Annotated in this window: 16 protein-coding genes; 4 read left to right on the top strand and 12 right to left on the bottom strand. The window is 70.5% G+C overall.

Features of this window, described 5'->3' with window-relative positions:
- Positions 1-70 precede the first annotated feature (70 nt).
- The 5 genes from C7H73_RS07095 to C7H73_RS07075 all read right to left on the bottom strand — a co-directional run bounded on the left by C7H73_RS07095 (position 71) and on the right by C7H73_RS07075 (position 5,786).
- On the bottom strand, positions 71-1,861 hold the full coding sequence (locus C7H73_RS07095) for an acyl-CoA dehydrogenase (RefSeq protein ID WP_106846005.1): 1,791 nt from the start codon (positions 1,859-1,861) through the stop codon (positions 71-73).
- Positions 1,862-1,946: 85 nt separating this feature from the next.
- On the bottom strand, positions 1,947-2,879 hold the full coding sequence (locus tag C7H73_RS07090; protein WP_106846004.1) for an electron transfer flavoprotein subunit alpha/FixB family protein: 933 nt from the start codon (positions 2,877-2,879) through the stop codon (positions 1,947-1,949).
- Positions 2,880-2,903: 24 nt separating this feature from the next.
- The gene (locus C7H73_RS07085) at positions 2,904-3,659 is read right to left on the bottom strand and encodes an electron transfer flavoprotein subunit beta/FixA family protein (protein WP_106846003.1); all 756 of its coding nucleotides are present in this window, start codon (positions 3,657-3,659) and stop codon (positions 2,904-2,906) included.
- Between the two features lie 186 nt (positions 3,660-3,845).
- Positions 3,846-4,646, bottom strand: coding sequence for an enoyl-CoA hydratase (locus tag C7H73_RS07080; protein WP_106846002.1), 801 nt, complete (start codon positions 4,644-4,646; stop codon positions 3,846-3,848).
- Positions 4,647-4,826: 180 nt separating this feature from the next.
- On the bottom strand, positions 4,827-5,786 hold the full coding sequence (locus C7H73_RS07075) for a histone deacetylase family protein (RefSeq protein ID WP_106846001.1): 960 nt from the start codon (positions 5,784-5,786) through the stop codon (positions 4,827-4,829).
- 37 nt (positions 5,787-5,823) lie between these two features.
- Here C7H73_RS07075 and C7H73_RS07070 point away from each other — a divergent pair, with 37 nt between their 5' ends.
- The 3 genes from C7H73_RS07070 (at position 5,824) to C7H73_RS07060 (ending at position 9,852) form a co-directional block, all read left to right on the top strand.
- A complete protein-coding gene (locus tag C7H73_RS07070; RefSeq protein ID WP_106846000.1) occupies positions 5,824-6,744 on the top strand; it encodes an AAA family ATPase in 921 nt (306 codons plus the stop codon).
- Positions 6,744-7,739 (top strand): DUF58 domain-containing protein, encoded by a 996-nt coding sequence (locus C7H73_RS07065; RefSeq protein ID WP_106845999.1) that lies wholly within the window; start codon positions 6,744-6,746, stop codon positions 7,737-7,739. The genes C7H73_RS07070 and C7H73_RS07065 overlap by 1 nt, the downstream gene beginning before the upstream one ends.
- Positions 7,740-7,827: 88 nt before the next feature.
- Positions 7,828-9,852, top strand: coding sequence for a transglutaminase family protein (locus C7H73_RS07060; protein WP_106845998.1), 2,025 nt, complete (start codon positions 7,828-7,830; stop codon positions 9,850-9,852).
- Between the two features lie 72 nt (positions 9,853-9,924).
- On the opposite strand, the gene C7H73_RS07055 is transcribed toward C7H73_RS07060, so the two are convergent.
- The 7 genes from C7H73_RS07055 to C7H73_RS07025 all read right to left on the bottom strand — a co-directional run bounded on the left by C7H73_RS07055 (position 9,925) and on the right by C7H73_RS07025 (position 17,804).
- The gene (locus C7H73_RS07055) at positions 9,925-11,235 is read right to left on the bottom strand and encodes a branched-chain amino acid ABC transporter substrate-binding protein (RefSeq protein WP_106845997.1); all 1,311 of its coding nucleotides are present in this window, start codon (positions 11,233-11,235) and stop codon (positions 9,925-9,927) included.
- 371 nt (positions 11,236-11,606) lie between these two features.
- A complete protein-coding gene (locus C7H73_RS07050; protein ID WP_106845996.1) occupies positions 11,607-12,248 on the bottom strand; it encodes a DUF2242 domain-containing protein in 642 nt (213 codons plus the stop codon).
- A gap of 117 nt (positions 12,249-12,365) precedes the next feature.
- A complete protein-coding gene (gene tsaD / locus C7H73_RS07045; protein WP_106845995.1) occupies positions 12,366-13,421 on the bottom strand; it encodes a tRNA (adenosine(37)-N6)-threonylcarbamoyltransferase complex transferase subunit TsaD in 1,056 nt (351 codons plus the stop codon).
- A gap of 54 nt (positions 13,422-13,475) precedes the next feature.
- Positions 13,476-14,630, bottom strand: a complete 1,155-nt coding sequence (locus C7H73_RS07040; protein WP_106845994.1) for a branched-chain amino acid ABC transporter substrate-binding protein — start codon at positions 14,628-14,630, stop codon at positions 13,476-13,478.
- 133 nt (positions 14,631-14,763) lie between these two features.
- Positions 14,764-15,201: a CBS domain-containing protein gene (locus tag C7H73_RS07035; RefSeq protein ID WP_106845993.1), complete on the bottom strand. Its 438-nt coding sequence runs from the start codon at positions 15,199-15,201 to the stop codon at positions 14,764-14,766.
- A 150-nt stretch (positions 15,202-15,351) separates the two neighbouring features.
- Complete coding sequence (locus C7H73_RS07030; protein WP_106845992.1) at positions 15,352-15,990, bottom strand: DUF937 domain-containing protein; 639 nt, start codon at positions 15,988-15,990, stop codon at positions 15,352-15,354.
- A 182-nt stretch (positions 15,991-16,172) separates the two neighbouring features.
- Positions 16,173-17,804 (bottom strand): methyl-accepting chemotaxis protein, encoded by a 1,632-nt coding sequence (locus C7H73_RS07025; RefSeq protein ID WP_106845991.1) that lies wholly within the window; start codon positions 17,802-17,804, stop codon positions 16,173-16,175.
- A gap of 284 nt (positions 17,805-18,088) precedes the next feature.
- On the opposite strand from C7H73_RS07025, the gene C7H73_RS07020 reads away from it, so the two are divergent.
- Positions 18,089-19,345: an efflux RND transporter periplasmic adaptor subunit gene (locus C7H73_RS07020; RefSeq protein WP_106845990.1), complete on the top strand. Its 1,257-nt coding sequence runs from the start codon at positions 18,089-18,091 to the stop codon at positions 19,343-19,345.
- Positions 19,346-19,351 lie beyond the last annotated feature (6 nt).

Here is a 19,351-nt window from a genome sequence, read left to right as displayed (position 1 = left end):
AAAGATTTAAGTGAAATACCGCTCCAGCGCTTGTCCATCAAGCGCTGGTAGCTATCTTTTCAATAGCAAGTCAGAACGCTTCCAGCGCCATCTGCATGGTGCTGGCGCCCCCGTGCACGATTTCATCGCGCAGTGCCGGAGCGCGCACCAGGATGTGCTCGGCATAAAAGCGCGCGGTGGCGACCTTGGCCTGCATGAAGGCCGCATCCTGCGCCGTTGCGGACAGCTTCTCTGCCACCAGCAGCGCGCGCGCCATCTGCCAGCCGGCGACCAGGTTGCCGGCCAGCATCAGGTAGGGGACGCTGCCGGCGAAGACGGCGTTGGGGTCGGCCTTCATCTGCGACACGACGAAATCCACGACTTCCACAAAGGCGGTGCGCGCGGCGGCCAGGCGCTCGCCCATGGCGCGGGCGGCCTCGCTGCCGCTGGCGTGCAGCTCGCCTTCGGTCTTCTCGATCTGCGCGGCGATGGCGCGGGCCGTGGCCCCGCCGTCGCGGCCGGTCTTGCGGCCCACCAGGTCGTTGGCCTGGATGGCCGTGGTGCCCTCGTAGATGGGCAGGATGCGGGCGTCGCGGTAGTACTGGGCGGCGCCGGTTTCCTCGATGAAACCCATGCCGCCGTGCACCTGCACGCCCAGGCTCGTCACCTCCAGGCTCATCTCGGTGGAGAAGCCCTTGACCAGCGGCACCATGAATTCATAGAAGGTGGCGTTGTCCTTGCGCACCTGCTCGTCCGCATGGTGGTGCGACGCGTCGTACGCGGCGGCGGCCACGGCGGCCATGGCCCGGCAGCCCTCGGTGAGCGAGCGCATGGTCATCAGCATGCGGCGCACGTCGGGGTGGTGAATGATGGCGGCGCTGGCCTTGATGGAGCCATCGACCGGGCGGCTTTGCACGCGCTCGCGGGCGTACTGCACGGCGTGCTGGTAGGCGCGCTCGGCCACGGCAATGCCCTGCACGCCCACGGCGTAGCGGGCGGCGTTCATCATGATGAACATGTATTCCAGGCCGCGGTTTTCCTCGCCGACCAGCCAGCCCACGGCGCCGCCATGGTCGCCAAACTGCAGCACCGCCGTGGGCGAGGCCTTGATGCCCAGCTTGTGCTCGATGCTCACGCAGTGCGCGTCGTTGCGCGCGCCCAGCGAGCCGTCCGCGTTCACCAGGAACTTCGGCACCACGAACAGGCTGATGCCCTTGACGCCCTCCGGCGCGCCGGCCACGCGCGCCAGCACCAGGTGCACGATGTTCTCGGCCATGTCGTGCTCGCCGTAGGTGATGAAGATCTTGGTGCCGAAGATCTTGTAGGTGCCGTCGTCCTGGCGGTCGGCGCGGGTGCGCACCAGCGCCAGGTCGCTGCCGGCCTGGGGCTCGGTCAGGTTCATGGTGCCGGTCCACTGGCCGGAGATCAGCTTTTCCAGGTAGGTGCGTTTTAGCTCCTCGCTGCCGGCCGTCAGCAGAGCCTCGATGGCGCCGTCGGTGAGCAGCGGGCACAGGGCGAAGCTGAGGTTGGCGCTGTTGAGCATCTCCACGCAGGCCGCGCCGATGGTCTTGGGCAGACCCTGGCCGCCGAAGTCCTGCGGGTGCTGCAGGCCCTGCCAGCCGCCTTCGGCGAACTGCGCAAACGCCTCCTTGAAGCCGGGCGTGGTGGTGACGACGCCGTCCTTCCATGACGAAGGGTTTTGGTCGCCGGGCACGTTCAGCGGCGCCACCACGCCTTCGTTGAAGCGGGCGCACTCTTCCAGCACGGCGGCGGCCGTGTCCAGGCCGGCGTCCTCGAAGCCGGGCAGCTGTGCAACCTGCTCGATGCCGGCCAGGTGCTCGATGGCGAACAGCATGTCCTTGACGGGGGCGGTGTAACTCATGGGGTCCTCAACGGCGCAAACGTTTGCAGCCAAGTAGTCAAAAAAAAGGCATCGCAAGCGATGCCTTCACACACCGGAGCCGGCGTTACAAAGCCTTGGCCAGCTCGGGCACGGCCTCGAACAGGTCGGCTTCCAGGCCGTAGTCGGCCACCGAGAAGATGGGCGCCTCGGCATCCTTGTTGATGGCCACGATGACCTTGGAGTCCTTCATGCCGGCCAGGTGCTGGATGGCGCCGGAGATGCCCACGGCGATGTACAGCTGGGGCGCGACGATCTTGCCCGTCTGGCCGACCTGCAGGTCGTTGGGCGCGTAGCCGGCGTCCACCGCGGCGCGCGAGGCGCCGATGGCGGCGCCCAGCTTGTCGGCCAGGGGCGTGAGCACAGCCTGGAACTTCTCGGCGCTGCCCAGAGCCCGGCCGCCGGAGACGATGACCTTGGCGGCGGTGAGCTCGGGACGGTCGCTCTTGGTGACCTCACGGCCCACAAAGCTGCTCTTGCCCGAGTCGGCCGCGGCCTGCACGGTCTCGACCTGCGCGCTGCCGCCGGTGGCGGGGGCCGCGTCAAAACCCGTGCCGCGCACGGTGATGACCTTCACGCTGTCGCCGCTTTGCACGGTGGCAATGGCGTTGCCGGCGTAGATCGGGCGCTCGAAGGTGTCGGGGCTGACGACCTTGGTGATGTCGCTGACCTGGGCCACGTCCAGCTTGGCGGCCACGCGCGGGGCCACGTTCTTGCCGCTGGCGGTGGCGGGGAACAGCAGGTGGCTGTAGTTGCCGGCCAGGGCCAGCACCTGGGCGGCCAGGTTCTCGGCCAGGCCGTCCTTGAGCGACGCGCCATCGGCGTGCAGCACCTTGGCCACACCGGCGATCTGCGCGGCGGCCTGGGCGGCGGCGCCGGCGTTCTCGCCGGCCACCAGCACGTGCACGTCGCCGCCACAGGCAGCGGCGGCGGTGACGACGTTGAGGGTGGCGGCCTTGAGCGACGCGTTGTCGTGTTCAGCAATGACGAGTGCAGTCATGGTGTGTCTCTATCCCTTGTAAGTTCAGATGACCTTGGCTTCGTTGCGCAGCTTGTCCACCAGCGCGGCCACGTCGGCAACCTTGACGCCGGCGCCGCGCTTGGCGGGCTCGGCCACGTTGAGCGTCTTCAGGCGCGGGGCGATGTCCACGCCCAGGTCTTCGGGCTTGACCGTGTCCAGCTGCTTCTTCTTGGCCTTCATGATGTTGGGCAGCGTGACGTAGCGCGGCTCGTTCAGGCGCAGGTCGGTGGTAATCACGGCCGGCAATGTCAGGGCGATGGTCTCCAGGCCCCCGTCCACTTCGCGCGTCACGCTCACCTTGCCGTCGGCCGCTTCGACCTTGCTGGCGAAGGTGGCCTGGGGCAGGTCGGCCAGCGCGGCCAGCATCTGGCCGGTCTGGTTGGAGTCGTCATCGATGGCCTGCTTGCCCAGGATGACCAGCTGGGGTTGCTCCTTGTCCACCAGGGCCTTGAGCAGCTTGGCCACGGCCAGGGGCTGCAGGTCCACGTCGGCGGGCGTCTCCACCAGGATGGCGCGGTCGGCGCCGATGGCCATGGCGGTGCGCAGGGTTTCCTGGCACTGCGCGGGGCCGCAGGAGACGGCGATGATCTCGGTGACCACGCCCTTTTCCTTCAGGCGCACGGCCTCTTCGACGGCGATCTCGTCAAAGGGGTTCATGCTCATCTTGACGTTGGCGATGTCCACGCCGCTGCCGTCCGACTTGACACGGACTTTCACGTTGTAGTCCACCACGCGCTTGACAGGGACCAAGACCTTCATTGCTGCGGCTCCTTCGATGTTGATTGGATGATTGATTGACGTTGACGTAAACCGGACCATTCTATTGCGCAGCGCAGCATGCGGGCCGCCAGGCAATTAAAACGAACGGTCGTGCTTTTTCTGGATTATGCCAGCCTCTCTGCCCCGGGTCGAGCCCCGGCGGGTCAGGCAGGCGACAGGGCGGGCTCAGCCGCCGTGCGGCGCCTTCCAGGCGGGCTGGCGCTTTTCGGCAAAGGCGCGCGCGCCTTCCTGCGCGGCATCGTCCATCATGTTGGTGGCCATGGCCTGGCCAGCCAGCTGGTAGGCGCCCTCCAGGCCCAGCTCGCGCTGCTGGTACACCAGCGCCTTGCCCATGGCGACCGCCACGCGGGGCTTTTCGACGATGGACTGCACCAGCGCCTGGACCTCGGCATCGAGCCGGCCCGGCGCCACCACGCGGTTGACCAGGCCCTGGTCCAGCGCCGTCTGCGCGTCGATGAAGTCGCCCGTCAGCAGCATCTCCATGGCGCGCTTGGCCGGCACGTTGCGCACCAGCGGCACGCTGGGCGTGGCGCAGAACAGGCCGTAGTGGATGCCGCTGGTGGCAAAGCTGGCCTCATACGTCGCCACGGCCAGGTCGCACTGCGCCACCAGCTGGCAGCCAGCGGCCGTGGCCATGCCATGCACGCGCGCAATCACCGGCACGCTGAGCTTGTGGATGGACAGCATGACGCGGCTGCACTGGGCGAACAGCTGCTGGTACCAGGCCAGGTCGGGGTTGGCGGCCATGTCCTTGAGGTTGTGGCCGGCGCAAAAGGCCTTGCCATGGGCGGCCAGCACCACGGCGCGGGCCTCGTCGTCATGGGCCACCTCGTCCAGCGCATGCTGCAGGGCGTCCAGCATCTCGCTGCCCAGGGCGTTGAAGCGCTTGGGGTCGTTCAGGGTCAGGGTGTACACGCCGCGCATGTCGCGCTCGACCCGCACCAGTGCATCGGGGTTCGTCGTCATGTGTATTTACTCCTTTGGGGCGCTGCGCGTCATCGCCACGCAGCGCGCGAATTTGGGCGCACCCCATGCCAGCAGGCGCCGTGGATCCGGCTTCGCCGGTCCAGGGGCGCCGTCCCCTTCCCAGCGCGCTGCAAGCGCGCGCCAGAGAGGCGGCGAGCCGCGCAGCGGCACAGGGGGTTGTCACAAGTCCGCCAATACGCGCAGGTGCGCCTCCACGCTGCGCGACAGCGGCCCCATCATGTAGCCGCCCTCCAGGCAGGAGACGATGCGATTTTTGGCAAAGCGCCGGGCCACGTCCTTGATGCGCATGGTGATCCAGGTGTAGTCCTGCTCGGTCAGGCCCAGCTGCCCCATGTCGTCGTCGCGGTGTGCATCGAAGCCGGCGCTGATGAAGATCATTTCCGGCCTGAAGGCCTCCAGGCGCGGCATCCAGATCATCTCGACGATGTCGCGCACGTCCATGCCCTTGGTATAGGCCGGCACGGGCACATTGAGCATGTTCTCGGCCGGGTGCTGGTCGCCACTGAAAGGGTAGAACGGGTGCTGGAAGATGCCCACCATCAGCACCCGCGGATCGCCCGAGAGGATGTTCTCCGTGCCGTTGCCGTGGTGCACGTCGAAGTCCACGATGGCCACGCGCTTGAGGTGGTGGCGCTCCAGCGCATATTTGGCAGCGACCGCCACGTTGTTGAAGAAGCAAAACCCCATGGCCTTGTCACGCTCGGCGTGGTGGCCGGGCGGGCGCACGCTGCAAAACGCGTTCTCCAGCTCGCCACGCATCACGGCGTCGGTGGCGGCCAGGGCCGCGCCTGCGGCGCGCAGCGCCGCCGTCCAGGTGTGGCGGTTCATGGCGGTGTCGGTGTCGATCTGCACGTGCGCCGGGCCGCCCGCTTCTTCTTCCTCGATCAGGCGCTCGCACATGCCGCGCAGCGAGGCAACGTACATGCGGTCGTGCGCCAGCTCGACATCGGCCATGGAAGCGAGCGGCACGTCGCGCCGGTCCAGCGCATCGGACACGCCGCTGGCCAGCAGCCGGTCTTCGATGGCGTCCAGCCGCGCCGGGCACTCCGGATGCCCGGCGCCCATCTCGTGCAGCCAGAAGTCGCGATGGGAGTAATAGCCCGTCTTGCCTGCACCCATTGCTTTTGCCCCCATGGTTTTCGGATAACGTCGCGCCATGCATGCACAGCACCAAATCAAAGCGCTTTTGGACCAGCTTAACACGGTGATCGTGGGCAAAAACAGCCAGGTTCAGGACTGCGTGGCGTGCCTTCTGGCGGGCGGCCACCTGCTGATCGAGGACGTGCCGGGCGTGGGCAAAACCACGCTGGCGCACGCCCTGGCGCGCACCTTCGGACTGCAGTTCGCGCGCGTGCAGTTCACTGCCGACCTGATGCCCAGCGACCTGACGGGCGTGTCGGTCTATGAGCGCGGCAGCCAGGCCTTCGCCTTCCACCCCGGCCCGGTCTTCACGCAGGTGCTGCTGGCCGACGAGATCAACCGCGCCAGCCCCAAGACGCAAAGCGCGCTGCTCGAAGCCATGGAAGAAAAGCAGGTCTCCGTCGAAGGCGCGACGCGCCCCCTGCCCGAGCCCTTCTTCGTCATTGCCACGCAGAACCCGCACGACCAGCTGGGCACCTTTGCGCTGCCCGAAAGCCAGCTCGACCGCTTCCTGATGCGCATCTCCCTGGGCTACCCGGACCGCGCCGCCGAGCGGCTGCTGCTGGCCGGCAGCGACCGGCGCGACATGGTGGACAGCCTGCAGCCGCTGTTGACCGGCCCGCAGCTGGCGCAGCTGCAGCAGCGCGTGCTGGCCGTGCATGCAGCCGAGCCGCTGCTGAGCTACGTGCAGGACCTGCTGGAGGCCACGCGCTCGGGCCGCTGGTTCCTGCAGGGCCTGTCGCCGCGCGCCGGCATCGCCCTGATGCGCGCGGCCAAGGCGCAGGCGCTGATCGAGGGGCGCGACTACGTGGCGCCCGACGACGTGCAGGCCATCTTGCCGCAGACCGTGGCCCACCGCCTGGTGCCCGTGGGCGACGCCGGGCGCGGCGCCGTGGAGCAGGTGCGCGCCATGCTGCAGGCCGTGCCCCTGCCCTGATGGCCGGTCGCACCGACCCCGCGCCGCGCGGCCCGCGCGCCGCCCTGGCAGCGCGCTGGCGCCGCTGGTGGCTGGCCCGCCTGCCGCGCACCGACACGCTGACGCTGACCCAGCGCAACATTTACATCCTGCCCACGGGCGCGGGCTGGGGCCTGGCCCTGACGCTGCTGGTGCTGCTGGTGGCCTCCATCAACTACCAGCTGAACCTGGGCTATTTGCTGACCTTCTTGCTGGCCGGCAGCGTGGCCGCCAGCGTGCACCTGAGCCACGGCACGCTGCGCGGCCTGTCGCTGCACCTGCTGGCGCCCGAGCCGCAGTTCCTGGGCGCGGCCACGGTGCTGCAGGTGCAGTTGCACAACCGCCGACGCAGCCCCCGCCACGCCGTCGCGCTGGCCGTGCAGGGCAGCGGCCAGTGGGCCGTGGCCGACGTGCCCGCGGGCGGCAGCGCCGCGCTGCAGGTGGCCTTCTCGCCGGCGCGGCGCGGCCTGCAGGACGTGCCGGTGCTCACCGCGCAGACGCTGTTTCCGCTGGGCACCTTCCGGGTGTGGACGCTGTGGCGGCCGGCCGCGCAGGTGCTGGTCTATCCGCGCCCGGAGACCCCCGCCCCGCCCCTGCCTCCCGGCCAGCCGCAGACCGGCGGGGGCGCCAGCGCCAGCGCGCGCGGCATGGGCGAATTCGAGGGCGTGCGCGCCTACCAGCGCGGCGACCCGATGAAGCTGGTGGTCTGGAAGAAGGCCGCGCGCGCACTGGCCACCGGCTCGGACGACCTGGTCAGCCGCGACACGCACCAGAGCCAGCGCCACGAGCTGTGGCTGGACGCCGCCGCCACCGGCCTGGCCGACCCGGAGGCGCGCGCCTCGCGCCTGGCCAGCTGGGTGCTGCAGGCCGACCGCCTGGGCCTGGACTACGGCCTGCGCGTGCCCGGCCACGACATCCGCCCGGCCCAGGGCGCCGCTCACCGCCGCCGCTGCCTGGAGGCACTGGCGCTGTGCTGACTTTCATTTCCATCAAATCAGCCTCCAGCCCTTGCTGGAAGAGCGCCAGCAGCTATCAATTAAATAGCATTCGGCAGCGAGGCGCGCCATGAGCGCCCGCGCCGCCCAGCTGCCGCGCGAGACGCGCGACACGCTTTTTTTGCTGCTGGTCGTCGCCTGCTGCCTGGCCCCGCTGGCCGCGCACCTGCCCCTGTGGGGCGTGGCCATGGCGGGCGCCATGCTGGGCTGGCGTGCCTGGCTGGCCTGGCGCGGCCGCCCCCTGCCCGGGCGCTGGGTGACGGCCGTGCTGCTGGCCGCGGCCGTGGCGCTGACGGCGGCGACGCACCGCACCGTGCTGGGCTACGAAGCCGGCGTGACCCTGATCACCCTGCTGCTGGCGCTCAAGACGCTGGAGCTGCGCGCCCGGCGCGACGCCATGGTGGTGTTCTTCCTGGGCTTCTTCACGCTGCTGGCCAACTTCTTCTTCTCGCAGTCGCTGCCCACTGCTGCCGCCATGCTGCTGGCGCTGCTGGGCCTGCTGACGGCCCTGGTCAACGCCCACCTGCCGGTGGGCCGCCCGCCGCTTGCCGCCAGCATGCGCATCGCCGCGCGCATGGCGCTGCTGGGCGCGCCCGTGATGGTGGCGCTGTTCCTGCTGTTTCCGCGCCTGGCGCCGCTGTGGGGCGTGCCGGCGGATTCGGCCAGCGGGCGCAGTGGCCTGTCGGGCCAGATGAGCGTGGGCAGCGTGGCCGAGCTGGCGCTGGACGACAGCGTGGCCTTTCGCGTGCGCTTTGCCCCCCCCGGCGGCCAGGCGCCGCCGCAAAGCCGCCTGTACTTTCGCGGCCCGGTGCTCAGCGCCTTCGACGGGCGCGACTGGTACGCACTGCCCCAGGCCGAAGACCGCGGCCTCGTCCCGTGGGCGCGCCCCACCCCGCCCGAGCTGCGCGTGCAGGGCGAGCCGCTGGCCTACGAGCTGACGCTGGAGAGCACGCGCCGCCCCTGGCTGCTGACGCTGGACGCGGTGCGCGAGCGCCCGGAGATGCCCGAGGGTTACGGCGCCGCCATGACGCCCGAGCTGCAGTGGCAAGCCAGCCGCGCGCCCAGCAGCGTGCTGCGCTACCGCGCGCAAAGCTACCTGGACTTCAGCCACGGCCCGCTGGCCGAGACGCGCGCGCTGGACACCTACCGCCAGCTGCCCCAGGGCTACGACCCGCGCACCCATGCGCTGGCGCAGCAGATGCTGCAGCAGGCCGGCGGCAGCCCCGAGGCGCTGATGCAGGCCGCCCTGGCGCGCCTGCGCACGGGCGGCTATCGCTACACGCTGGAGCCGGGCATGTACGGCACGCACACCGCCGACGAATTCTGGTTTGAGCGCAAGGAAGGCTTTTGCGAGCACATTGCCTCGGCCTTCGTGATCCTGCTGCGCTCGGCCGGCGTGCCGGCGCGCATCGTCACCGGCTACCAGGGCGGGCAGGTCAACAGCGTGGACGGCTACTGGACGGTGCGCCAAAGCGACGCCCACGCCTGGGCCGAAGTGTGGCTGCAGGGCCGCGGCTGGGTGCGCGTGGACCCCACCGGCTCGGTCGCCCCCGACCGCATCGGCCTGCCCCTGCGCCTGCAGGCGCCGCGCACCGGCTTCGGCAATGCCATGGGCCTGGTCATCAGCCCCACGGCGCTGCAGCGCCTGCGCGCCGTGTGGGAGGCCGTGGACAACCGCTGGAACCAGTGGGTGCTGAACTACACCCAGGGCCGGCAGATGAACCTGCTCAAGCGCCTGGGCGTGCACTCGCCCAGCTGGCAGGACCTGGTGCAGCTGCTGGGCCTGCTGACTGCCCTGGCCGCCGCCGCGGGCGCTGCCTGGGCCGCCTGGCAGCGCCAGCGCCAGGACCCGTGGCAGCGCCTGCTGGGCACCGCCCGCCAGCGCCTGGCGCGCGCCGGCCTGCCGCTGCCCGCCCACCTGCCCCCGCGCGGCATGGCCGAGGCGGCCCGCGCCCACTTCGGCGAAGAAGCCGCCGCGCCTGCCGCGCGCTGGCTGCTGCACGTGGAGCAAGCCCGCTACGCCAGCCAGCCGCGCCGCGCGCTGGCGCAGCTGCAGCGCGAACTGCGGCGGCTGGACTGGCCCCGGCGGCCCTGACCCTGGCGCTACGCTTTAGATAGCTGCTTGCGCAGCAGGGACGGGCGCTAAAGGCCTAAAAGGCTTCAAATGTCAGGGCCGCTGCATGCGGCAGCTCGACGGCTGCGCCGCCTGCTCCGCCGCGATCTGGCGCACCACGCGAAAACCGTAGCCCGAGCCTTCCACGTCGAACTGCACGCCCGGCGCGCCCAGGCGGTCCATCACGCCCACCACCAGCGTCTGCTGAAACTGGTGGTCCTGCGCGCGCACGCGCCCGCCCTGGCCGAACAGGCTGACCTGCGCGCCCTCCAGCGCCCGGGCGACGGCTGCGGCGTCGGTGCTGGCGGCGCGCTCGATCGCCTGGGCCAGCGACTCCACCATGAGCTGCATGCGCATGTGCACGTAGTCGTCCTGCGGCTTGGGAAAGCGCTCGCGAAAGGCCTGGTAGAAGGCGCGGCTGCCGGCCGTGGGCACGTTGGGCAGCCAGTCGGCCACGGCCACGACGCGCCCCACCCCGGCGTCGCCCAGGGCGGCCGGCGCGCCCAGGGCGTTGCCGTAGAAGGTGTAGAACATGCCTTCATAGCCCACCTCGCGCGCGGCCTTGACCAGCAGCGTCAGGTCGTTGCCCCAGTTGCCGGTGATCACCGCCTGCGCACCGCTGGCCTTGATCTTCACGGCGTAGGGCGCGAAGTCCTTGACGCGGCCCACGGGGTGCAGCTCGTCGCCCACGATGGCCACATCGGGGCGCTGCGCGCCCAGCTGGCGCCGGGCCTCGCGCAGCACGGCCTGGCCAAAGCTGTAGTCCTGCCCGATCAGATAGACGCGCTGCAGCGCCTGGTCCTCGCGCATCACGTCCATCAGCGCGGCCATGCGCATGTCGGCGTGGGCATCGAAGCGAAAGTGCCAGAAGCTGCACTTCTCGTTGGTCAGGATGGGATCGACGGCCGAGTAGTTCAAAAACAGCACGCGCTTGTCCGGCTCGCGCTGGTTGTGCTTGTTGATGGCCTCGATCAGCACCGCCGCGGTGGCCGAGGAGTTGCCCTGCAGGATGACGCGGGCGCCGTCGTCGATGGCCGCGCGCAGCGCCGACAGCGCCTCCTCGTTCTGGCCCTTGCTGTCGTAGCGCACCAGCTGCAGCGGCCGGTTGCCGCCGGCCGACGGCGGCAGCGCCACGCCGCCGCGCCCGTTCACCCGCTCAATGGCCCAGGCGACGTTGCGAAACACCGCTTCGCCCGTGTTGGCGAAGCTGCCGGAGAGCGATTCCACCAGGGCCAGCTTGATGGGCGCACCGGTGGCCGGCGCCGTGGCGGCGTGGGCGGCCAGCGGCGCGAGCGCGGTGAGCGCCAGCGCACAGGCGCCCAGGGCGGCGCGGCGGGACAGGGAATTCAGGTAAAGGGCAGGCATGCGATCAGGAAAAGGGAAAGCGAGAGACAGGCGCCAGCGAATGGCTGGCGCGGCAGCGGCAATTGTTGGCGCCCCTCGCCCGGCGGCAACCGCCCATGACCACATAAAGACGGGCGTCCACAACCGCCCGCAAGTTCGCGCAACAGGCGCATTTTTTGCCGGCAGATGAGAGAAGTAATGGAAAAATGAAGGCACAAAGGCACATAAATAAAGACGCCTCTCCATCGCCACTCATTTCAAGGCCAAAAGCCGGCAACTTTCGTCATCCTCACGCATTCTCTGCAAGCATCTCCACGCAGTTACGCCAGCCACAAAAAAGCCAGGCATGCAGCCTGGCTCGTGGGGGTGGCAGCCTCGGGGCGGCTGGCGCCCTACCGGGCCTGCTCCAGCGCCTCGCGCTCTTGCAGCGGGATGGCAATGCTCTGGGCGGTGTTCTGGGCCGCAGGCATGGCGACGCGCACATAGCGGTCGAAGAGCTGGAAGAAGCGCTCGTAGAACTGGGCGTCGGAGATGGTCTCGCTGCCCACCTTGACCAGCGTGTCGTCGGAGGCGCTGAAGGGCAGCGACACCGAGCCGATGCCGCCCACGCCCAGCGACGCGGAGTTGTTGACCTTCTTGATGACGTAGCGGTCCTGCAGCGCGCTGGCAAAGGCCGAGGTGCGGTCGTTGTCCGCCCCCTCGGGCGCACAGACCACGCGCATTTCCACCTCGTAGTGGGTATCCGGATTGGGCTGGTAGTACTTGCGTCCGGCCACCAGCTCGCGCGTGGCCGTGCTGACCAGGTAGCCCTGGCTCAGCAGCGCGCGGCGCGCGGCCTCGCAGGTGCGCTCCTGCGACGCATCGATGTGGCGCATGTGCGTGCTGGAGCTGTCGAAGTCGTTGGGCGTGAAGGAGGCGCCATTGCGCTCCAGGCCCGGCATGGCGTCGGGCATGCCGGAGCAGCCGGCCAGCGCGGCGGCGCCGGCCAGAAAAGCGAGGCCAAGGGGCAGGCGAAGGGAAGGCGAAAAAGGCATCGTGGCAAGGCCATGCTGGGGGCGGCCTTCGATTGTGCAACGCGCCCGGACCGGCTGCTGCGAAAACCCCATGACTGGCCAGCAACTATCAAAGCGATAGCTGCCAGCGCTTGTCCATCAAGGGATTGAGGCGGAAATCTCTTCCAAAGACCAGCGCGGCTTGACATCGAAGGCGTAGTCGCGCCGGGGCTGCTCCAGCCCGCCCTGCAGCCGCATGGCCGCGGCCATCGCGATCATGGCGCCGTTGTCGGTGCACAGGTGCAGCTCGGGGTAGTGCACGCGCACGCCGCGCTGGGCACAGGCAGCGTCCAGCTGCTCGCGCAGCAGCCGGTTGGCGCCCACGCCGCCGGCCACCACCACCCGCTGCAGGCCGGTGGCGGCCAGGGCCGCCAGCGTCTTCTTGACCAGCACCTCGACGATGGCTGCCTGGGTGCTGGCGGCCAGGTCGGCGCGGCGCTCGGGCAGGGCCTGGCCCAGGCGCTGCGCCTGGGTGAGCACGGCGGTCTTCAGGCCGGCGAAGGAAAAATCCAGGTCGCCGCTGTGCAGCAGCGGGCGCGGCAGCTTGAAGGCGCGCGCATCGCCCTCGCCTGCCAGGCGCGACAGGGCCGGGCCGCCCGGGTAGCCCAGGCCCAGCAGCTTGGCCGACTTGTCGAAGGCCTCGCCGGCCGCGTCGTCGATGGTCTCGCCCAAGAGCGCGTAGCGGCCCACGCCGTCCACGCGCATCAGCTGGGTGTGGCCGCCGGAGACCAGCAGCGCGACGAACGGGAATTGCGGCGGGTCGGCGCTCAGAAAGGGCGACAGCAGGTGCCCCTCCAGGTGGTGCACGCCCAGGGTGGGGCGATCGAGCGCCGCGGCCATGGCGCTGGCCACGCCGGCGCCCACCAGCAGCGCGCCGGCCAGGCCCGGCCCGCGCGTGTAGGCCACCACGTCCACTGCATCCAGCGCCACGCCGGCCTCGCGCAGCACGGCATCGGTCAGGGGCAGCACGCGGCGGATGTGGTCACGGCTGGCCAGCTCGGGCACCACGCCGCCATAGGCCTGGTGCATCTCGATCTGGCTGTGCAGCGCGTGCGCCAGCAGCTCGGGCACCTGCCCTGGCGCCTCGCGCGTACGCACCAGGGCGACGCCGGTTTCGTCGCAGGAAGATTCAATGCCCAGGATCAGCTCGCTCATGGCGGCAAGTGTAGTGGGCGGCCCCTGCCCCGCCTGCAGGCAGGGGGGCAGGCCTTACCAGCGGTCCGAGCGCATGCGCAGCTCCCACGAGCCCTTGCGCAGCTCGTACACGCCGACGGCGCCATAGCGCTGCTCGCCCGCCTCGTCCCAGGTCATGGTGCCGGTCACCGGGGCGTAGCCGTTGATGCTGTGCAGGGCCTTGGTGATGGCCGCCGGTTCGGCCGAATTGGCCTTGCGGATGGCTTCGCTGATGACGTACATCGCGTCGTACGTGTAGTGCCCGCCGTAGGCCGGCGGCTTTTGGTAGGCGGCGATGTACTTCTCCAGGAACTGGCGCCCGGTGGTGAATTCGGCCACGTCCAGCACCGGCGAGGTGGCGTAGATCTGGTCGATCATGTCCATGCCCTTGGCCATGTCGGCGGTCTTGACCAGGTCGCCGCCCAGCAGCGTGATGCGGGTGTGGCCGATGGCTTGCAGCTCCTGCAGCAGCGCCAGCGCCTGGAAGTCGTTGAGCATGCAGACGAACACGCCGACCTGCGCCTCCTTCAGTTTGGCCGCCAGCTCCTTGAAGGCCACGGTCTTGTCGTCAAAGCTCTGGTGCAGGGCAATGTTCTTGTTGGCCTTTTTCAGCTCGGCCGCGGCGCCCTCGGCCAGGCCCTTGCCGTAGGGCGTGCCGTCGTCGGCCACCGCGTAGGCCTTGGCGTCCAGCTGCGCGGCGGCAAAGGCGCCGATGGCGCGCGCCTGCAGCGCATCGTTGGCGACGATGCGGAAGGTGGTGGACAGGCCCAGCTGGGTGATCTTGGGGTTGGTGGAGATGATCAGCTGCGGCACGTTCTTGGCCGCATACATGGGCGCCGTCTCCAGGCTCACGCCGGAGTTGAGGTGGCCGATGACGGCCGACACGCCCGAGTCCAGCAGCTGCTGCGCCGCTGCGCGCCCGCCGGCGGCGTCGGCGCGGTCGTCCTGGGCGATGACTTCAAAGCTCACGCGCTTGCCGTCCACCGAATAGCCCGTTTTGGCCAGCTCGGCCACGGCCAGGCGCACGCCGTTGAGCAAGTCCTGCCCCAGCGCCGCCAGCGGCCCCGACAGGGGCTGCGCCACGCCGATCTTCACCACATCGGGCACCTTGCCGCAGCCGCCCAGCCAGGGGCTGAGTCCGAGGGCGGCGGCGCCGGCGGCGAACTGGCGGCGATTGATCTCATGCTTCACGCGACTCTCCTTGTGTGTACAAGTTGGATTTGTGAGCGGATGTTTACTCAGGAGGCACAAAAAAAGCCACGGGATAAGCCCGCATAGGGCTCGTCCCGTGGCGCCGGTGCGTCGGGCCGCGGCCCGCTGCCCGTCAGCGGGCGCCGGTGATGTACTGCTCCATCTGCTCGATGATGAACTGCTGGTGCGAGATCACGCTCTTGACCAGGTCGCCGATGGACACCAGCCCGATCAGCCGGCCTTCCTCGACCACCGGCAGGTGGCGCAGGCGGTTTTCGGTCATCAGGGCCATGCACTGCTCGGTGCTGTTTGACGGGTGCACGAAACGCACGGCGTGCGTCATCACCTCGCGCACCGGCGTGGCGCCCGAGGCGCGGCCGTGCAGCACCACTTTGCGGGCGTAGTCGCGCTCGGTGAAGATGCCCACGATGTCGTCCCCCTGCAGGACCATCAGCGCCCCGATGCCCTTGTCGGCCATGCGCTGCAGGGCCGTCAGCACGCTGTCGGACGGCGCGACGCTATGCACCTGGGCGTCGGGTTTGGACTTGAGGATTTCGGCAACGGTCGTCATGGCAGCCTCCCGGGCGTAGTGGATGTGTGGCCGCAGTGTCCGCCGAATCCGGCGCCGGGCGCAACCGGTCCACCCCGGGGCCACACGTTGTTACGAAAAGCGGCCACAGCGCCCGCCAGGCATGCGCTGGCAGCTATGGATTGAGGAGCGTCAGCGGCGCCCGCCCAGCAGGCTGCCGCCCAGCTTGAGCAGGTCGCCCAGGTCCACGCGGCCGTTGCCGTCCTGGTCCAGCACCTGCGACAGCAGGTCGCCCGCAGGCGAGCCGCTGCTGCGCGTGCGGGCCCGCTCCTGCCCCAGCACATTGCCCAGGTCGCCCGCGCCCATGCCGCCGGCGCGCACGCGCTGCGCCAGAAAGGCCATGACGAGGGGCGCCAACTGGCCCAGCAGCTTGCCCGCGCCCTCGCCCAGGCCGGTGGCCTGGCCCAGCTGCGCCTCGGCCTGCGGGCGCTTGCCGCCCAGGATGTGGCCCAGGATGGCCGCTCCGTCGCCTCCCAGGCCGGCGCCGCTGCCGCCGCCACCGCCCAGCACCGAGCCCAGCAGGCCGCCCAGGTCCAGCCCAGCCGCAGGCTGCATGTGGTCGCGCTGCAGGGCGCCCAGCAGGGCCTGCGCGCCCTGCGGCTGCTCGGCGTTGCGGCCCATGGAGCCCAGCAGCAGCGGCACCGCCATGGCGGCGGCGCTGTGCGCCTGCTCGGCGCCGATGCCCAGCTGCGCGGCGATCTGTGCCAGGGGCGCGCCCTGCAGCTGCTGCTGCAGCTGGTCGGCCAGCGGTTCGGAAGAAGAGGTGTTCATGGCGATGCCTTTCGGTGATTCGGCCCGGCTACACGAAGCGCGGGCCCAGGGGGCCCCATGGTAGGCCGCTGCGCCGCCCCGCGCAGCCGCGCGGCGGCGCAGACACGCAGGTTGACAATGGGCGCTCTTCAGTCGCTCCTGAAAAAGGAGCTGCCAGCGCTTGCCAGCAAAGGGCTGAAGGCCTATTTGACCAATATCTCACGGGCCGCGCGGCGCAGTGCCACGGCGTTCGCCCGGGGGCCGGCGGCTGCGCCATCCAGGCGAAACACCTGCACCGCCTCGGTCACCGTGCGGGCTTGCAGCTGCACCTGGCCGGCCAGCTCGGCGCTGCGCTCGACCAGCGCCGCGTTGTGCTGGGTGATGGTGTCCAGCTGGGCCACCGCGGCGTTGATCTGGGAGATGCCCGACAGCTGCTCGCTGGAGGCGCCGTCGATCTGCCCGATCAGCGTGCCCACCTGCTGCACCATGGCCAGCGACGCGTGCATGGCCTGGCCGGCGCTGGCGCTGCGCCGCTGGCCCTCGCCCACCTGGGCGGCGGCCGCGTCGATCAGCGTGCGGATCTCGCGCGCCGCCTGCTGCGTGCGCTGCGACAGGGCGCGCACCTCGGCGGCCACCACGGCAAAGCCCCGGCCGTGCTCGCCGGCGCGGGCCGATTCCACCGCCGCGTTCAGCGCCAGGATGTTGGTCTGGAAGGCAATGGCATCGATCAGCTGGGTGATTTCGGCGATGCGGCGCGAGGCCTGGTCGATCTGCTGCATGGTGTCGGCCACGCTCCCGGCGGCCTGGCTGCTGCGCTCGGCCGAGGCCGTGGCCTGCGCGGCCAGGGCGGCGGCCTGGCGGGCGGCGTCGGCGGTCTGGCGCACGGTGCCGGTGATCTGCTCCATCGAGGCGGCCGTCTGCTGCAGGCTGCTGGCCTGGCTTTCGGTGCGCCCGGACAGCTCGCGGCTGTCCTGGGCGATGTGGCCGGCCGCCTGGCTCATCTTCTCGCTCTCCTGGCGCGCATCGCGCACGATGGACAGCAGGTTCACGTTCAGCTGCATCAGGGCCTTTTGCAGCTCGCCCACCAGGTCGGCGCGCGTTTGCACGGGCGGCTGCGTCAGATCGCCCGCGGCCATGCGGTTGGCGGCCTCGACCAGCTGCGCCAGCGGCGCGATGACGGCGCGCCGCGCGTAGCCCAGCGCCAGCAGGGCCACGGCGGCGGAGCCGCCCCAGCCCGTCAGCCGCACCGGCCAGCCCTGCCCGGCCACCAGGGTGCCCGCCGCCAGGGCGGCAGCCGCCACCCCGGCAAAGGCCAGCGCCAGGCGGCCGGCCAGGCCCGGCGCCAGGCGCTGGCGCAGCCGCCCGGCCAGGGTGTCGCGCACCAGCCGCCCCTGGCGGAACACATGCACCAGCCGCCCGGCCTGGCGCTCGGCGCGCATGCGGGCGTACAGCTCGTGCGCGGCGCGCACCTGGGCGTCGCTGGCCTCGGTGCGCACCGACATGTAGCCCACCGGCCTGCCGCCCTCCACGAGCGGCGTGACGTTGGCCATGACCCAGTAGTAGCTGCCGTCCTTGCGCCGGTTCTTGATGGGTGCGGACCAGGGCAGGCCGCGCTGGATGGTCTGCCACAGGTCCTCGTAGGGCTGCTCGGGCATGTCCGGGTGGCGGATCATGTTGTGCGGCTGGCCCAGCAGCTCCTCGCGCGTGTAGCCGCTGACCTCGATGAACATCGGGTTGCAGTACAGGATGCGGCCCTGGAGGTCCGTGGTGGACACCAGCGTCTGGCCGCTGGGAAAGGGGTAGGACTGGTCGTGGACCGGGAGGTTGACGCGCATGTGCGGGGTGCGGCAAAGCCTTGACCCGGGTTAATGTCGCCCAAGGGCGCTGTGGCCGCTGGCATGGTTTACCCGCCTGCCCCTCGCGGCGGCCTTCCCCGTCCAGGGCAGGTCCGGCGGCCGTTGTAAAGAAGGATGAAGATGGGCCGCATTCGCCCAGGAGCGCCGCGCCAGCGTGCGAAAGTACGGCCCTGCCTGCGCGCTGCGCGCGGGCCTTGCCTTGTCCGTTGTCTGGCGGGCGGCTCCTTTGCGCCGGCCGCCCCGTCCTTGTGTTCGAGCCTTCCATGACCTTTGCGATTCGTGCCCGCCCTGCTTTGCGCCCGGCAGCTGCCCCGGCCTGGACTCCTGGCCGCAGGCCGGGCTGGAGCGCGGCAGCGCTGGTGCTGGCGGCTGCGCTGTCGGGCTGCGGCGGCGGCAAGGGCGAGCCGGCCGCCCCCGCCGCGCAGGCCCTGCCCGAGGTCGGCGTGCTGACCCTGCAGCCCGAGCGCCAGGTGGTGACCAATGAGCTGCCCGGGCGCACCAGCGCCTGGCTGTCCGCGGAGATTCGCCCGCAGGTCGGCGGCATCGTGCAAAAGCGGCTGTTCACCGAAGGCGCCTCCGTCAAGGCCGGCCAGGTGCTGTACCAGCTGGATGCAGCCAGCTTCGAGGTCGCCCTGTCCGCCGCCCGCGCCCAGCTGGAGCGCGCCCGCGCCCACCTGGGCACGGCCCAGGCCAACGCCCGGCGCAACGCCGAGCTGGTGAAGATCGACGCCATCAGCCGCCAGGCCTATGACGACAGCCAGGCCGCGGCCACGCAGGCGCAGTCGGACGTGGCGGTGGCGCAGGCGGCCGTGCAGGCCGCGCAGATCAACCTGGGCTACACCCGCATCAAGTCGCCCATCGCCGGGCGCACCAGCACCTCCACCGTCACGCCCGGCGCGCTGGTCACCGCCAACCAGGCGGCGGCGCTGACCACCGTGACACAGACCGATCCGCTGTACGTGGACGTGACGCAGTCCAGCACCGAGCTGCTGCGCCTGAAGAACGACCTGGCCAGCGGCCGCATCCAGCGCGCCGAAGGCGGCAAAAGCGGCGACGCGCGCGTGACGCTGCTGCTGGACGACGGCAGCACCTACCCGCACGCCGGGCGGCTGCAGTTCAGCGGCGTGCAGGTCAACCCCGGCACCGGCGCCATCTTGCTGCGCGCGGTGGTGCCCAACCCGGACGGCGTGCTGATGCCCGGCATGTACGTGCGCGCCGTGCTGGAGGCCGGCGTGAACGAGCAGGCCCTGCTGGCGCCGCAGCAGTCCGTGCGGCGCGACCCGGCCGGCAATGCCAGCGTGCTGGTGGTGACGGCCGAAGACAAAGTGGAGACGCGGCGCATCGTCACCGGCGCGGCCGTGGGCAGCCGCTGGGAGGTACTGTCCGGCCTGGCCGCCGGCGAGCGCGTGCTGGTGGATGGCAGCCAGCGCGTGCGCCCGGGCGACAGCGTCAAGCCGGTGCCCTGGGCGCCGCGCGCACCGGCCACTCCTGCCGCCTCCGCCGCCTCCAGCGCCGGCTGATCCGCC

Origin of the sequence: Pulveribacter suum (genome assembly GCF_003013695.1) — a bacterium.
Taxonomy (GTDB): domain Bacteria; phylum Pseudomonadota; class Gammaproteobacteria; order Burkholderiales; family Burkholderiaceae_C; genus Melaminivora; species Melaminivora suum.
The sequence above is the reverse complement of the archived record's forward strand: the minus strand, read 5'-3'. Positions and strand labels throughout refer to the sequence as shown.

Coding starts and splice junctions, on each gene's coding strand:
- C7H73_RS07095 (WP_106846005.1), bottom strand. CDS start 1,861: ATGAGTTACACCGCCCCCGTCAAGGACATGCTGTTCGCCATCGAGCAC.
- C7H73_RS07090 (WP_106846004.1), bottom strand. CDS start 2,879: ATGACTGCACTCGTCATTGCTGAACACGACAACGCGTCGCTCAAGGCC.
- C7H73_RS07085 (WP_106846003.1), bottom strand. CDS start 3,659: ATGAAGGTCTTGGTCCCTGTCAAGCGCGTGGTGGACTACAACGTGAAA.
- C7H73_RS07080 (WP_106846002.1), bottom strand. CDS start 4,646: ATGACGACGAACCCCGATGCACTGGTGCGGGTCGAGCGCGACATGCGC.
- C7H73_RS07075 (WP_106846001.1), bottom strand. CDS start 5,786: ATGGGTGCAGGCAAGACGGGCTATTACTCCCATCGCGACTTCTGGCTG.
- C7H73_RS07070 (WP_106846000.1), top strand. CDS start 5,824: ATGCATGCACAGCACCAAATCAAAGCGCTTTTGGACCAGCTTAACACG.
- C7H73_RS07065 (WP_106845999.1), top strand. CDS start 6,744: ATGGCCGGTCGCACCGACCCCGCGCCGCGCGGCCCGCGCGCCGCCCTG.
- C7H73_RS07060 (WP_106845998.1), top strand. CDS start 7,828: ATGAGCGCCCGCGCCGCCCAGCTGCCGCGCGAGACGCGCGACACGCTT.
- C7H73_RS07055 (WP_106845997.1), bottom strand. CDS start 11,235: ATGCCTGCCCTTTACCTGAATTCCCTGTCCCGCCGCGCCGCCCTGGGC.
- C7H73_RS07050 (WP_106845996.1), bottom strand. CDS start 12,248: ATGCCTTTTTCGCCTTCCCTTCGCCTGCCCCTTGGCCTCGCTTTTCTG.
- tsaD (WP_106845995.1), bottom strand. CDS start 13,421: ATGAGCGAGCTGATCCTGGGCATTGAATCTTCCTGCGACGAAACCGGC.
- C7H73_RS07035 (WP_106845993.1), bottom strand. CDS start 15,201: ATGACGACCGTTGCCGAAATCCTCAAGTCCAAACCCGACGCCCAGGTG.
- C7H73_RS07030 (WP_106845992.1), bottom strand. CDS start 15,990: ATGAACACCTCTTCTTCCGAACCGCTGGCCGACCAGCTGCAGCAGCAG.
- C7H73_RS07025 (WP_106845991.1), bottom strand. CDS start 17,804: ATGCGCGTCAACCTCCCGGTCCACGACCAGTCCTACCCCTTTCCCAGC.
- C7H73_RS07020 (WP_106845990.1), top strand. CDS start 18,089: ATGACCTTTGCGATTCGTGCCCGCCCTGCTTTGCGCCCGGCAGCTGCC.